The following is a 14,865-nucleotide window of genomic DNA, read 5'->3' on the forward strand; positions in this document are numbered from 1 at the left end:
GAGTCTTTTCTGGGGAGATGATCCGGGCCCCAATTTCCATAACAGGCTTGGCGCTATGCGTGAGCGCGGGATTTTGTTAAATGAAAACGATATAAGTATGAATGCCCGGAACCTTCCGGTTGCCCGATAAATTGCGAGAGGAAACAAACAAAATGCAACGCGACGAAATTCCCGCAATCATCCCGCAAAATATCGAGGAGAAAAAACAAGAGGCCCGCGACTGGTTCGAAGAGCTTCGCGACCGCATTTGCACAAGCTTCGAGCAGCTTGAAGACGAATTGCAGGGCCAGCTTTCCGATCAGGAACCGGGACGCTTCGTCCGCACGCCTTGGCAGAAGGATGACGGCAATGGCGGCGGTGGCGTCATGTCCATCATGCATGGCCGTGTTTTCGAGAAGGTCGGCGTCCATGTATCAACGGTCTACGGCGAATTCTCTCCTGAATTTCGCAAGCAGATACCGGGCGCGGAAGAAGACCCGCGCTATTGGGCCAGCGGCATTTCGCTGATCGCCCATCCGCAAAATCCCAATGTCCCCGCCGTACATATGAACACCCGCATGGTCGTGACCACGCGGCAATGGTTTGGCGGCGGCGCCGACCTCACCCCTGTTCTTGATCGCCGACGCACACAGGAAGACCCGGACACCCTGGCATTCCACAAGGCGTTCCGCTTCATCTGCGATCGGCACAAGGACATTGTCGATTATCAGCGTGTGAAAGACTGGTGCGACGAATATTTCTTCCTGCCCCATCGCAATGAGCCGCGCGGCGTGGGCGGCATTTTCTACGACTGGCTGCATTCGTCCGAAGAACAAGGCGGATGGGACGCAGATTTCTCGTTCACCCGTGATGTGGGACGGGGCTTTTCAGTGGTTTATCCGCATCTGGTGCGCCAGAACTTCAACAAGGACTGGACGCCGGAAGACCGCGAGGAACAGCTGGTGCGCCGCGGCCGCTATGTCGAGTTCAACCTGCTCTATGATCGCGGCACGATTTTCGGCCTGAAGACGGGCGGAAACGTCAATTCCATCCTGTCGTCCATGCCGCCGGTCGTGAAATGGCCTTGATGGGTCCAGATTGATAAGGCGGGGCAATCCCCGCCTTTTCAATTTCAATGCTGCCTTCAGGCTTTCGGCTGGTTGCGAAGCCTTTCGGCCTGCGCATAGAATTTCTTTTCCCATTCATTGTGATTATCCAGTCCTTCCTTGATGAAGGGCGTGAAGATCGCAAGATTCATAAGGCACCAGTTGACGAAGCGTGCCGGGAACTTCAGCGGCTTGACGAAATCGACGAACAGGACCACGCGCGTCTTATCGGTGTGGTTCCACGCTTCATGCTCATAAGCATCATCGAAAATCAGCACCTTGCCTTCCTGCCAATGACAGACCTGCTGGTCCACGCGAATGGCAAGCTTATCGGCGGGTTCAGGTACGATCATACCCATATGCAGGCGCAGAACACCATTATAAGGCCCGCGATGCGGCGGCAGATGCTTGCCTGGCTCGAAAATCGAGAACATCGCCGTCGTCAATCCCGGAATAGCCTGCACAGCGCGCCAGGTATTCGGGCAGGCCCGGATATTCTGTTCCGACTTGACGCCAAAACCCAGCAGGAAAAACGTCTTCCAGTGGTTGTCGGTCGAGATCGTCTTTACGTCGGTCGAAATCTCCTGAAAGGACGGTAACTCGCTCTGGCGCAGCAGAACCGTCTCGAGTTCCGCGCGAATGGCAGGATATGCCTTCTCGACCTCTGCCGCCCAGGGGAAAAGAGCATTGTCATAGACCGGCGGGTTTCCGAGCCTGGCATATTTAAGATTGAGCCGTTCCGCCCAGGCAACGATGCCCATGAAAAACCGCGTCACAAACCCCGGGCGCTCCATCGGCGTGATGCCTTCGGTGCCAAAGTTCTGCTGGGGGCCGGAATGGACATCTTGCGGTTTCGATGCATCAGAACTGGACATTGGCGCACTCTTTCAAAGCAGATATAACTGGCAAAACAGACATAAACTGGACCGCCTCAGAAACGATCCGCTATCAATCGCTCATCTTATCGTAATCAAGTTTGTCCAGAAGTGTGGCACGGTCAAGGTTAAAACCTGAGTCAATCCAGATGGTTTCAAGGCTGCGCAGCATTTTGCCAAGGCCCGGGCCTTTTTTCACGCCAAGCTGCAAAAGATCGCCGCCCGTAACCGGAAAGACCGGCGCTTCATGAGCCTGAGCAAATTCAAGAAGCCGTGCATAGGCGCCGGCGCGGATCATGGCTTCATCACTTGCCGCAGCCTCATTGCGCGCGGCGGCATAGGCCAGCCGGATGCGATCCGCCACCGCCTGTTTGCTGCCGCGATAAATGAGCGTTTTGAGCGCGTGCTCAGACAGTTCCGGCTTGATGGCATCCGCCCGCGCCCAGGCTTCCATCCGCGCCCGTTCGGCATTCGACATTTTAAGCCGCTTGCCCATTGCCTCCATTCGGACCGCATCGGGCGGAACGATGCTTTCAAGGCGCAGCAGAAAATCCACCTCCCAGCCCAGATCGCTTTCCGCCCGGACCAGACCATGAATGGCATCTATGCCCCATTTTTCGCTTTCGGGTAAAACGAGCGTGAGCACACCGGCCTGCCGCATCCACAAAAGCGCGCGCGAGGGATCGGGCGCACAAAGAAGCTTCTTGAGTTCAGCCCAGACACGTTCTGCGGAAAGTTGCTGCAAACCGTCCTTGAGCCGCGCGCTGGCCCGCAGGCCATCCGCTTCCGGGCGCCCGGAACCGTACCATGCGAAAAAGCGAAAAAAGCGCAATATGCGCAGATAATCTTCGCGAATACGCGCTTCCGCATCGCCGATAAAGCGCAATGTGTGCGTTTCTATATCGTCCAGCCCGCCCACATAATCGACGACCGTTCCGTCGGCCTTGGCATAAAGTGCATTGATCGTGAAATCGCGCCGCTCCGCATCCGTCTGCCAGTCCGTACCGAAGGCGACTTTGGCCCGGCGTCCATCCGTCTCGACATCCTTGCGCAGGGTTGTGACTTCGAAGGGCTGCCCTTTTACCACGACAGTCACCGTGCCATGCTCGATACCGGTCGGCACCGGCTTGAAACCCGCCTCCTTCGCCAGACGCACGGTTTCCTGCGGCAGATGGGTGGTCGCCAGATCGACATCGCTGACCGTGGTGCCCAGCAGCGTGTTTCGTACGGCGCCGCCCACAACCCGCGCCTCGCCGCCCTCACGATTGAGCGCGCTAAAAAGCGCCTGCAGGCGGTCCGCTCGCAGCCAATCGGCCTTATCCGAAATATTCACTGCTTCGCTCAACGATAGAGCCTTTCATAAAGTTCGCGAATAATCCCGGCGGTGATACCCCAGATGAATCGCTCATGATACGGCATGGCATAATAAAAGCGCTCCTTGCCGTTCAAAACCCTGCTTTCCCGTCGGTGATTGACGGGGTTCATGAGAAAGGAGAGCGGCACCTCGAATATATCCGCCACTTCATGAGGGTTGGGATGCACATCGAACGGCGTATTGACCACCGCCAGAACCGGCGTGATCGAAAACCCGCTTCCCGTCAGATAGCGCGGCAGATTACCAATAATTTCAGCCCGTTCTGCGGCAAGCCCGATTTCCTCATTGGCCTCGCGCAAGGCGGCGGTTTCCGCTGTTCCGTCTTCCGCATCGATAGCCCCGCCCGGAAAGGCGATCTGGCCGGAATGCTTGCGCAGCGTATCGGTGCGCTGCGTCAATAGCAGCGTCGCTTCAGGCCCACGGTCCACCACCGGCACAAGCACAGCCGCATCGCGCATTTTTGCCGTAACCATCGCCTGCGTAAAATCCGGGTTAAGCGCATGATCGCCGGTCAGATCATGCTCTCCCGGTCGCCAGCCGCGCACGCGCTCGGCAAAATCACCCGCCGAAAATATTGGAAAGAGAGGGGAACTGCGCACCGTCATCGCAGCGATGACTCCAACTCCCGGGCAGGCATGATGGGAAACACCACCCCACCCGAGCGCACGGCAAACATGCTGATACCATCCACCTCGATCTCTTCTCCCAATGCCGCCAACTCATACATGACCGGGCGCGACAGCAGCGCTTCCAGCCGCCCCCGCACCAGAAGATAGGGCTTCAACCCGCCGCTTTCCGGTTCGATTGCAAAGCGCAAGCCATGTTCCGCCCCTGCCACGACCACATCGCCGACATTGGTGCGGAAGGTCAGAACCTGCTCCGCACCCTCACCCGCAACCTGCATTTCGACGGCGTTGAAATGGGCGTCTTCCACCCGGATGCCGATTTTTTCCACCGGCGTCACCAGATAGGTCCTGCCGTCTTCATCCTTGCGCAAAACGGTGGAAAAAAGGCGCACCAACTGCTGGCGCCCGATAGGTGTGCCCATATAGAACCATGTTCCATCGGCGCGGATTTCCATATCCAGTTCGCCGCAGAATTCGGGATTCCAGCGCTCCACCGGCGGAATGCCGCGCTCCTTTTCGGCAGGTCCGCTATGCGCATCCGCATGAGCGCGTACAATCAGCGCTTCCAGCCCGCCTGCGCCTTCCACGGCCCTTGTTGAACTTTGCGGCACTTGCTTGCCGCCAGGGGTGCTTTTTATCATCCGACTCGGTTATTCCTCTTCGAATGTGATTAAAATGCCTGAAGCCATGAAATAGTCACCGTTTCACCGCTTGTCAGCATTATATAGCGATTTACCTGTAAGATGCAGGTGTGTGATATTTTTGCGAGGTCCCTATGAGCGTTGCCATCACGCCCGAAACTGCCATCGAAGCCTCCCATGCCGACCAGATCATCGCGGAAGCCGAACGTGCGCTCGCGGATATTGCCCGGATCAAGGAAAGCGTCGACACCGTTATCTTCGGACAGGAAAGCGTGATCGAGCGTACGCTGGTTGCAATTCTGGCGGGCGGTCATGCGCTTCTGGTCGGCGTGCCCGGCCTTGCCAAGACCAAGCTGGTCGAAACACTCGGCATCGTGCTTGGTCTGTCAGGTCAGCGTATCCAGTTTACCCCCGACCTGATGCCATCCGACATCATCGGCTCGGAAGTCATGGAGCAGGACAGCGATGGGCGTCGCTCCTTCCGCTATCTCAAAGGGCCGATCTTCGCCCAGCTTCTGATGGCTGATGAAATCAACCGCGCCTCGCCACGCACCCAGTCCGCCCTCCTGCAAGCCATGCAGGAATATCATGTGACGGTAGCCGGACAGCGTTACGACCTGCCAGCCCCTTTTCATGTCCTTGCAACGCAGAATCCACTGGAGCAGGAAGGCACCTATCCCCTGCCTGAAGCACAGCTTGACCGCTTCCTGATGCAGATCGATATTCTTTATCCTGAATTTGAGGCCGAGCGGCGCATATTGCTTGAGACGACCGGCGTTGCCGAAGCAAAGCCCTATCAGATTCTCGATGCCGAACGGCTCAGGCAGATGCAGGCATTGGTGCGCCGCATGCCGGTTTCCGAAAGCGTCGTCGAAGCCATTCTGAAACTGGTCCGCTCCGCACGGCCCGACGCCGATAATGACCATGCAAAAAAACATATCATATGGGGCCCCGGCCCCCGCGCCAGTCAGGCATTGATGCTCTGCGCCCGTGCGCGTGCGCTTTACGAAGGCCGCCTTGCCCCTTCCATCGATGATGTGAGAGCACTCGCGGAACCCGTTTTGCAGCATCGCATGGCGCTTAATTTCGCGGCGCGCGCCGATGGCATGCATGTGCGCGATGTGATCGCCAATCTGGTGAAGGCAGCCGTGTGATGACAATCGGCGCGGAAGTTGCAGCCTCAGACATCCGCGACACGCTGGGTCGCGCCCGTGCGCGCGCATCGAGCATTCCCGATCTGCTGGTTGAAGCACAACGCGTCGTCAACACCGTCATGAATGGCTGGCATGGCCGTCGCAAGCGCGGTCCCGGCGAAAATTTCTGGCAGTTTCGCCCCTATGTGGAAGGTGAATCGCTGGCCCGTATCGACTGGCGGCGCTCCGCCCGCGACGATCATACCTATGTGCGCGACCGTGAATGGGAATCGGCGCATACGATCTGGCTCTGGTGCGATTTTTCGCCCTCCATGCTCTACCGCTCGCAATTCAGCCCCGTTTCGAAAGAAGCGCGCGCCCTTGTCCTGATACTGGCGATGGCCGAACTTCTGTCGCGTTCGGGTGAGCGTATTGCTTTCCCCGCCCTTTTGCGGCCCTTTTCGGCGCGCAATGGCGCAGAACGGCTGGCCAGCGCCTTGATGCATGAAATACCGAACCGCCCGCTGCCGGATATTGATCAGATACGCCGTTTTTCGGAAGTGGTTCTGATTTCCGATTTTCTCCAGCCCTTCGATGAACTGACGACATTTCTGAACAGGCTGGCGCGGCGCGGCGTGCGGGTGCATCTTGTGGAAGTGGCCGACCCTGCCGAGGAAACCTTCCCCTATGCAGGCCGAACGCAATTCCGCGACCCCGAGACGGGCGCAACGCTTGTTGCAGGCCGTGCCGAAACCTATGCGGAAGATTATCGCCGTCTTTATCTTGCGCGCCGCGAAGCATTATCGGATTTTTGCAAGCGCCTCGGCTGGAGCTATTGCGTGCAAAGAACCGACCGCCCCGCATCGGAAGTGCTGTTGCGTCTTCACGATTCTTTAAGCATATCGGTCGGCGCATCCATGCAGGAAGGTGCGCGGATATGAATTTTCTGCCTCTCGCCTTCGGATCGCCGCTGCTGCTTTTCGGCCTCATGGCACTCCCCCTGATCTGGTGGCTTTTGCGCATGACGCCGCCGCGCCCGCAGGAAGAAACCTTCCCTCCGCTTAAAATCCTCGCACAGCTCTTCAAGCGCGAGGAAGTGCCGTCCAAAAGCCCATGGTGGATAACGCTTCTGCGGCTTCTGATTGCCGCCCTCATCACTCTGGCGCTCGCCGCACCGGTCTGGAACCCGCGTCCCATCGCCTTTTCAGGCCGCGAGCCGCTGGCGATCATCATGGACAATGGCTGGGCTTCGGCTGAAAGCTGGGAACAGCGGATACAGACGGCGGAGAAACTGGTCGCGGATGCCGAAAGCACCGGTGTACCGATCTATATTCTCGCAACCGCCGAACCGGCCAATGCGGAAATCGGTCCCTATGATGGCAAGCGCGCAACGGAACGCTTGCAAGCCTTGCAGCCCCGGCCCATTCCCGTGGATCGTAAATCCACACTCGATCGCCTCGCAGCAAGCCTGCCGCAAGGCGAAAAAATCAGTCTGGCCTTCATGAATGATGGTCTGGCGCAGCCGGGCGACGAGCAGATATTTACCCCGCTGGATCAGGGCGGGCGTCTTGCTTCCCTGCTCTGGTATAATGCCGACATGGCTTCGCTTTTCGCACTCACCGGCGTCAGCAACAAGGCCGACAATCTCGAAGTCACCGCCATTCGCCCCGAAGGCATAACCATGCCGCGCATGCTGACCGCTGCCGCCTATGACGACAAGGGCCGTCGCATCGCCGAAACGCCGCTTTCCTTTGATTTGGGAACTGATCGGGATACCGCCCGGTTTGGCCTGCCCGTCGAGCTGCGCAACGACTTTCGCGTAATCCGCCTTGATGGCATTGAGCAGGCGGGAGCAGCATATCTGGTTGATGCGGGGTCCGAACGCCGCACAATCGGCCTTCTTGCCAGCGGCGACAGCGATCTTGCGCAGCCGCTTCTCTCGCCCCTGCATTATATTTCGCGCGCCCTTTCGCCCTATGCCAATCTGATCGAGCCGCGCTCCGCCGATCTGATGCAGACCATACCGGAATTGCTCGACGCCAGACCTTCGATACTGGTCATGGCCGATATTGGCATTTTGCCCCGGCCTGTCGAGGAGCAATTATCACACTGGGTCGAAAATGGCGGCACGCTTATCCGTTTCGCCGGTCCCCGCCTTGCCGGAGCCAGTGAAAACGATCCGCTTTTGCCGGTCCGCCTGCGCAAGGGTGAACGGGCGCTGGGCGGCACCTTATCCTGGTCGCAGCCGCAAAAGCTGCGTTCATTTTCGGAAAACAGCCCCTTTGCGGGATTGGCGGTGCCCGATGATGTAACCGTTGCCCGGCAGGTTCTGGCTGAACCATCCTATGATCTCAATGAAAAGACCTATGCAACGCTTGAGGATGGCACGCCGCTTGTCACCGGCGAGCGCCGGGGACGTGGCAACATCGTTCTGTTTCATATTTCACCGGATGCAACATGGTCGAGCCTGCCCATTTCCGGCTCTTTCGTGGAAATGCTGCGCAGGATCGTTTCGCTTTCGCAGCGCGGCGGACCACAGGATAATAGCGATGCTGTTTCACTCCCGCCTTTCCAGCTTCTTTCGGCTTCCGGCACGTTGGTGCCGCCTTCGCCAGAGGCCAAGCCACTGGTCATGCGGGCCGACACGCCGCCATCTGTCAGCATCAATACGCCCCCCGGCTTTTACGGCAATGAAGACGGCTTGAAAGCTCTCAATATTTTTGAGGGTAGCGACACAAGGCTCCAGCCCATAGCGCCGCCAGCCCTTTCAGTGAATATTATTGCGACCTCTTATGGCGCCGATCAGTCAATTTCCCTGCGCGGCCCCTTCTTTGCGCTCGCCGCATTGCTGTTGGCGCTTGATACTTTGCTGATGCTGTGGCTGCGCGGTGCTTTCCGCCGTCGCATGAAACTTCGTTCGGCAACACTTAGCCTTGTTGCACTCGTCGCTATGACATCCGCAATCACGCTCTTGCCTGCCGGTTTCGATCACGCTCTTGCCCAGCAACAACAAACCCATGATGACAGCAAGCCGGGCGATGAAGCGATCATCGATTCCGTCTCGAAAACACATCTGGCCTATATCATCACCGGCAATGCCGAAACCGATAATATCAGCAGGGCGGGCCTGCGCGGGCTAAGCTTTGCGCTCATGGACAAAACCGCGCTTGAACCGGGTGATCCGATCGGTCTTGATCCCGACAAGGACGAACTTTCTTTTTACCCGCTGATCTATTGGCCCATGGATCCCGATGCGCCCATGCCGGGCGCTGCGGCCATCGCCAAGGTTGATGCCTATATGCAGCAGGGCGGTACGGTCCTGTTCGATACGCGCGACCAGTTGCAGGCGGGTGCAAGCCTCGATCCTGCGGCCTCTGCCGCCAACCAGCGCCTGCGCGCCATACTCGACAATATGAATGTACCGCCGCTCGAACCGGTTCCGGACGATCATGTCTTGACCAAGTCCTTCTTCATCATGCCCGATTTTCCCGGTCGTTATGAAGGAAGCCCGCTCTGGGTCGAGGCCAGCGCACCCGCTGATATATCGCTCAACAGACCGGTGCGCACCGGCGATGGTGTCTCGCCGATCATGATAACCGCCAATGATCTGGCGGGCGCATGGGCCGTGGACGAGCAGGGAAATCCGCTGTTTCCCACCGTCCCCAACGACCCGATGCAGCGCATCTACGCCATTCGCGGCGGCGTCAACATCGTCATGTATATGCTGACCGGCAATTATAAATCCGATCAGGTCCATGTCCCTGCCCTGCTTGAGCGGCTGGGTAATTAGGAGGGCGCGGGCATGAATATCGAATTCGAACCGTTTCTGCCTCTGCCGTGGCTCATCGCAATTCTGGCTCCGCTCGCAATCCTCGTAGCGGCAAGCGTGGTCCTGCAAATGCGCGGTGCGGTCCTGCGCCTTCTTGCAGCCTTCGCGCTGGCGCTGGCGCTGTTCAATCCTGTTTTCATCCATGAAGAACGTCAGCCGCTCAAAAGCGTCGTCGCCCTCGTGGCCGATCGCAGCCAGAGCCAGGAGCTTGGCAACCGCCGCGCCGATACCGATGTAGCATTGAAAGCCCTTCAGGATCAGCTTGCGGCCATGCCGCAATTTGAAACGCGGATCATCGAAACCGGGCAAGTCGGTGAAAATGAAGATGGTCATGCAACGCGGCTCTTCGGTCCGCTCGCCCATGCCCTTCTCGATGTGCCGCCTTCGCGGGTGGCGGGCGCAATCATGATTACCGACGGGCAGGTGCACGACATTCCACCCGGCAGGAATGCTCTGGGTTTCGATGCACCGCTCCATGCTCTCGTGACCGGCAAACCGGATGAATTCGACCGCCGTATCCGCTTCAACAAGGCACCGCGCTACGGCATCAGCGGTAAGCCGCTGGAAATGTCCTTTACTGTCATCGATGAAGGCAGGAATCTCGGCAGTCCCGCACCGGTCGAAATCCGTGTCAATGGCGAAGCGGTGGCTGAGGAAGAAGCGCAGATCGGGCAGGAAACGCCCGTCACAATCGAGTTGCCGCGCGCAGGCGTCAATATTGTCGAGATCTCGACACCCACCCTTCCCGGCGAAGTTACAAACACGAATAATCGCGCCGTTGCTACCGTCGACGGCATTCGCGAAAATCTCCGGGTGCTTCTGGTTTCGGGAGAGCCGCATAATGGCGAACGTACATGGCGCAACCTGCTCAAATCCGATGCGGCTGTCGACCTCGTCCACTTCACCATTCTGCGCCCGCCGGAAAAGCAGGATGGCACACCGATCAATGAATTGTCGCTCATCGCCTTTCCGACGCGCGAATTATTCGTCGACAAGGTCAATGAATTCGACCTGATCATCCTCGACCGCTATCAGCATCGCGACGTGCTGCCGCTGCTTTATTACGACTATATCGCGCAATATGTGGAAAATGGCGGCGCCCTTCTGATTGCCGCCGGGCCTGAATATGCCGGTGACATGTCGATCGCGCGTACCCCGCTTTATAGCGCCCTGCCCGCCATGCCCACGGGCGCGGTGACGGAAAAAGCCTTTTATCCGCGCCTCACCGATCTCGGCAAGCGCCATCCCGTGACACGCGGACTTGAAGGCAGCACGCAGGAACCGCCCCATTGGAGCCGCTGGTTCCGCACCATTGATATTGGTCCGCCCGAAGGCGACACCGTGATGAGCGGCGCGGACGGCAAGCCGCTTCTCGTGCTTGACCATGTCGGTAAAGGACGTGTGGGCATGTTCCTGTCCGATCAGGGCTGGCTATGGGCGCGCGGCTTTGACGGCGGCGGTCCCTATGCAGCACTTTACCGCCGTATCGCGCACTGGCTCATGCAGGAGCCGGAACTGGAAGAAGAGGCACTGACCGCAGGCAGCAATGGCCGCACGCTCGCCATTCACCGCCAGACCATGGGCGATAACCCCGGAACGGCTACCGTCACCACACCTTCAGGCAAGAAGTTGCAGGTCGATCTCGCCGAAAGCAAACCGGGCTTGTTCGAAGCTGCACTTGAAACCGACGAAATCGGCATCTTCCATGTCAGCAATGGAGAGTTTGAGGCGCTTGCACATGTCGGCCCCGTCAATGCGCCGGAATTTACCGATAGTATCTCAACCACACAGCGCCTCGAACCCCTCGCCGGCCAGACCGACGGCTCGGTCCGCCGCATCCATGCAGGGGCAGAGAGTTCCGTCCGCATACCCGCGCTTACGGCTGTCAGCCCGAACCGCCCTGCGAGCGGCAATGACTGGATCGGATTGCGCGAAACATCGGACACACAATTGACGAGCGTCAATCGCGTGCCGCTCTTTTCGGGTTTGCTGGCCCTGGCAACCCTGCTCTTTATTTTCGGGGGAATGTGGCACCGCGAAGGGCGCTAATCCGCCCCCTACAACCCGGATATTTACGCCCGATCTGCGTGGCGCACGGCACCTGATACGCCCTGCAAGGCACCGACAGTCAGTTCGCAGGCCAGCAAGCGGCGGGGATCGACCGGCGCGGGCATCGTCATCGAACCGGGCGCGACCACACGGAAACCAAACGGGCCGTAATAAGGTTCATCCCCGACAAGAACGACAAGCTTGTGACCGGCTTCTTTGGCGGCCTCAAGCGACATGCGCATCAAGGTCCGGCCAATACCGCGATTCTTCCAGTTCGGACGCACGGCAAGGGGCCCGAGCAGCAAAGCTGGCGTCTTGCCGACAACGATTGGCGTCAGCCGCAACGAGCCGATCACGATGCCGCCCATAAGTGCTACGAATGACAGGTTTTGCTCATGCGGACCACCCTCGCGGATGAAATGCGCCGCGCGGGTGAAGCGTCCGGGACCAAACGCTTCAGCATTGATGGCTTCAATTTCGATGTCGTGTGCCGGGTCTTCCTGCACATAAGTGAGTTCAAGCTGCTGCATAGCTTTCATCGCAATAGGAGATGTCGGCGGCCGGATGACCAATGGAATGCATTCTGCGCGAGGGCGCAGTCAAAGATTCATCGTCGGATGAAAAGCATTCCAGTCACATCACTCTCCCGTGCGGCGGCGTATGAGGGAAACCGCAATCTGGATGTTGCCTAACACCAATTTGGTCAGAGGTAAAACAATTTCTTTCAAAATGGTGGCAACAACTGTCTATTTGGAAACTTTACGCACTGTTCATCAATGAAGAGGCTGTCAAGGCGCGATTTTCACTCTATTTTCTATCAAAAGGAGAAATCGGATGGGACTTCTGGTCGACGGTAAATGGCATGACGTCTGGTACGATACCAAAAGCACGCAGGGCCGCTTCGAGCGTTCAAAATCGCAGTTCAGGAACTGGATAACCGCCGATGGCAGCGCCGGGCCAACGGGCGAAGGCGGTTTCAAGGCCGAACCGGGGCGCTATCATCTCTATGTTTCGCTTGCCTGCCCTTGGGCACACCGCACGCTCATCTTCCGCGCCCTCAAAAGGCTTGAAGACGTCATCTCGGTCTCGGTGGTAGATTATCTGATGGCCGAGGAAGGCTGGACACTTTATGGCTCCACCGGCAGCACCGGTGATGCGCTTTACGGCTCCAAACGCCTCTATGAAATCTATACCCGCGCCGACCCGCACTATTCGGGCCGCGTCACGGTGCCGGTGCTCTGGGACAAGCAGCGCGAGACCATCGTTTCAAACGAATCATCCGAAATCATCCGCATGTTGAATTCGGCCTTCAACGAATATGGCGATGCATCGCTCGATTTCTATCCCGAGCTGTTGCGCAACGAAATCGACGCACTCAACGAATTCGTCTATCCCAATATCAATAATGGCGTTTATCGCGCGGGCTTCGCGACCACGCAGGCAGCCTATGAGGAGGCTTTCGGCCAACTCTTCGACGCACTCGACACGCTTGAGGGGAAACTCTCCAGCCAGCGCTATCTTGCCGGTTCAGTTTTGACCGAGGCGGATTGGCGGCTGTTCACCACGCTTATCCGTTTTGATCCGGTCTATGTCGGGCATTTCAAATGCAATATGCGCCGGATCGCAGACTATCCCAACCTGTGGAATTATACGCGCGAACTCTATCAGGTGCCCGGCATTGCCGCGACGGTAAACCTTGAACATATCAAGGGGCACTATTATTGCAGCCATAAGACGATCAATCCAACGGGGATCGTACCGCTCGGACCTGAAATCGACTTTTCCCTGCCGCATGATCGGGAGCGGCTTGCAAAAAGCTGAGGCAAAACAAAACTGCGGCTTTTCTGCAACAGCCGTAACAGAACGCCGCTGTCTTCTCTATTCTTCCCTATCCCGTTGATTTCAATCAATGGGATAGGCTGCGAAGCGGTTCAGACTGGGTGCATATCCTACCCAGACTGAAGGAGAGAGACATGAACCGCGTAGCCAAGGGGCTTCTGGCCGCAACCGCACTGACATTCGCTGCACCCGCTGCATTTGCAGCCGACGCGATTATTGCGCCAGCACCGACACAGATCGAAGCCGTACCTCAAGCGCTGTCACCATGGCAGATTCGCGTGCGCGCACTTGGCGTGATTGCCGAAAATTCCGGCTATGTGAACGGCGTTCCCGGCTCCGACCTTGACTATTCCAAGTCGATCACGCCAGAACTCGACATCACCTATTATTTTACCGATAATTTTGCCGCTGAACTCATTCTCGGTACGACCTATGCCAATATCAACGGCTCCGGCTCCATCGACAGCTTGGGCAAGGTTGGCAAGGTCTGGATGCTGCCGCCAACGCTGACGGCGCAATATCACTTCACCAATTTCGGCGCATTCAAGCCTTATATCGGCGCAGGCGTGAACTACACCATCTTTTACAACCAGGATGCCGGCAGCGCCGACCATCTAAAAGTGAAAAACACGTTCGGCGGCGCTCTCCAGATCGGCTTCGACTATATGATCGATGAGCATTGGGGCGTGAACTTCGACGTGAAGAAACTCTTCCTCGAACCAAAGTTCGACGTCACGGTCGCCGGACAGGAGTTGACCGGCAAGGCCAAGCTCAATCCATGGCTGATCGGTACGGGCATCACCTACCGCTTCTGATAATCGGCAAGGGCGCTTCGATCCAATGGGAGCGCCCTCACCATAGCGGCAGAGGATCGAGATCGTGCAGCGCTTCCTGCAAGCGTCGTTTGGTGGATGGCGTTGTGTTCTCCGGCAGTCTGTCGAGCGGGAAAAAGCCTGATTCAGCGATTTCCCTGTCACGTTTCCTGGGGCCTGTCTGCTCGAAAGAACGGCAGATATAAAGCGCCACATGATCGCGCGGCGAAGCATGAGCGTTCTTGTAAAGCGCAAAGAGCTGCGGACGTCCTGTCAGCACGATATTGCCCTCCTCGCGCAATTCCTTTTCCAGCGCCTGCCCGAACGTCTCCCCGCGCTCCACGCCGCCGCCGGGTAATTGCCAGCCCGGAACATAAGTATGGCGCACCAGAAATACTGCATTCTTCTTTTCATCATAGACAATCGCCCGGACACCAAGGGTCATTGGGCGCCGAAACAAAAAAATTGTGTGAAATAAAAAGTGGCGAATACGCATACCGGCTCTCCAGTCCTCTCCATTTGAAGCAAAACCGAAAAACACTTCATTAAGAAAATTCGCCTTTCGCGGTTTCCGTCCGCTAAAATCTACAGTACACCGGCT

General features: G+C 57.7%; 13 protein-coding genes. 7 read left to right on the forward strand and 6 right to left on the reverse strand.

The annotated features are described in order from the left end of the window. Nucleotides 1–152: 152 nt before the first annotated feature. Nucleotides 153–1,067 carry an oxygen-dependent coproporphyrinogen oxidase gene (hemF, locus tag DKP76_RS13795; RefSeq protein WP_109707379.1) on the forward strand — a complete coding sequence of 305 codons (915 nt, stop codon included), beginning with the start codon at nt 153–155 and terminating at the stop codon, nt 1,065–1,067. Between the two features lie 56 nt (nt 1,068–1,123). Here hemF and olsC read toward each other — a convergent pair whose 3' ends face one another. From olsC to DKP76_RS13815, 4 genes are all read right to left on the reverse strand, one after another. Further along, nucleotides 1,124–1,960, reverse strand: a complete 837-nt coding sequence (gene olsC, locus DKP76_RS13800) for an ornithine lipid ester-linked acyl 2-hydroxylase OlsC (protein ID WP_109707380.1) — start codon at nt 1,958–1,960, stop codon at nt 1,124–1,126. Between the two features lie 73 nt (nt 1,961–2,033). Next, nucleotides 2,034–3,305: a CCA tRNA nucleotidyltransferase gene (locus DKP76_RS13805; RefSeq protein ID WP_109707381.1), complete on the reverse strand. Its 1,272-nt coding sequence runs from the start codon at nt 3,303–3,305 to the stop codon at nt 2,034–2,036. Further along, entirely contained in the window at nt 3,302–3,940 is a 639-nt protein-coding gene (locus tag DKP76_RS13810) for a CoA pyrophosphatase (RefSeq protein ID WP_109707382.1), read from the reverse strand. Before DKP76_RS13810 ends, DKP76_RS13805 begins: the two co-directional genes overlap by 4 nt. Continuing rightward, complete coding sequence (locus DKP76_RS13815) at nt 3,937–4,602, reverse strand: DUF1285 domain-containing protein (protein WP_109707383.1); 666 nt, start codon at nt 4,600–4,602, stop codon at nt 3,937–3,939. The genes DKP76_RS13810 and DKP76_RS13815 overlap by 4 nt, the downstream gene beginning before the upstream one ends. Before the next feature lie 134 nt (nt 4,603–4,736). Between DKP76_RS13815 and DKP76_RS13820 the strand changes: the two genes are divergently transcribed. The 4 genes from DKP76_RS13820 to DKP76_RS13835 are packed head-to-tail and all read left to right on the forward strand — an operon-like array spanning nt 4,737 to nt 11,613. Beyond that, nucleotides 4,737–5,756, forward strand: a complete 1,020-nt coding sequence (locus tag DKP76_RS13820) for an AAA family ATPase (protein ID WP_109707384.1) — start codon at nt 4,737–4,739, stop codon at nt 5,754–5,756. Continuing rightward, entirely contained in the window at nt 5,756–6,676 is a 921-nt protein-coding gene (locus DKP76_RS13825; RefSeq protein ID WP_109707385.1) for a DUF58 domain-containing protein, read from the forward strand. Before DKP76_RS13820 ends, DKP76_RS13825 begins: the two co-directional genes overlap by 1 nt. Next, entirely contained in the window at nt 6,673–9,525 is a 2,853-nt protein-coding gene (locus DKP76_RS13830; RefSeq protein ID WP_109707386.1) for a DUF4159 domain-containing protein, read from the forward strand. Before DKP76_RS13825 ends, DKP76_RS13830 begins: the two co-directional genes overlap by 4 nt. Nucleotides 9,526–9,537: 12 nt before the next feature. Next, the gene (locus DKP76_RS13835; protein ID WP_109707387.1) at nt 9,538–11,613 is read left to right on the forward strand and encodes a hypothetical protein; all 2,076 of its coding nucleotides are present in this window, start codon (nt 9,538–9,540) and stop codon (nt 11,611–11,613) included. Nucleotides 11,614–11,636: 23 nt separating this feature from the next. Here DKP76_RS13835 and DKP76_RS13840 read toward each other — a convergent pair whose 3' ends face one another. Continuing rightward, a complete protein-coding gene (locus DKP76_RS13840) occupies nt 11,637–12,143 on the reverse strand; it encodes a GNAT family N-acetyltransferase (protein WP_109707388.1) in 507 nt (168 codons plus the stop codon). A gap of 304 nt (nt 12,144–12,447) precedes the next feature. On the opposite strand from DKP76_RS13840, the gene DKP76_RS13845 reads away from it, so the two are divergent. Both DKP76_RS13845 and DKP76_RS13850 read left to right on the forward strand, forming a co-directional pair. Then, the gene (locus DKP76_RS13845) at nt 12,448–13,434 is read left to right on the forward strand and encodes a glutathione S-transferase family protein (RefSeq protein WP_109707389.1); all 987 of its coding nucleotides are present in this window, start codon (nt 12,448–12,450) and stop codon (nt 13,432–13,434) included. A 152-nt stretch (nt 13,435–13,586) separates the two neighbouring features. Next, nucleotides 13,587–14,267 (forward strand): OmpW/AlkL family protein, encoded by a 681-nt coding sequence (locus DKP76_RS13850; protein ID WP_109707390.1) that lies wholly within the window; start codon nt 13,587–13,589, stop codon nt 14,265–14,267. Between the two features lie 37 nt (nt 14,268–14,304). Here the strand turns inward: DKP76_RS13850 and DKP76_RS13855 are convergent, their stop codons facing one another. Continuing rightward, the gene (locus tag DKP76_RS13855) at nt 14,305–14,760 is read right to left on the reverse strand and encodes an NUDIX domain-containing protein (protein ID WP_109707391.1); all 456 of its coding nucleotides are present in this window, start codon (nt 14,758–14,760) and stop codon (nt 14,305–14,307) included. Nucleotides 14,761–14,865: the final 105 nt, after the last annotated feature.

The organism is Falsochrobactrum shanghaiense, assembly GCF_003149535.1.
Classification (GTDB): domain Bacteria; phylum Pseudomonadota; class Alphaproteobacteria; order Rhizobiales; family Rhizobiaceae; genus Brucella; species Brucella shanghaiense.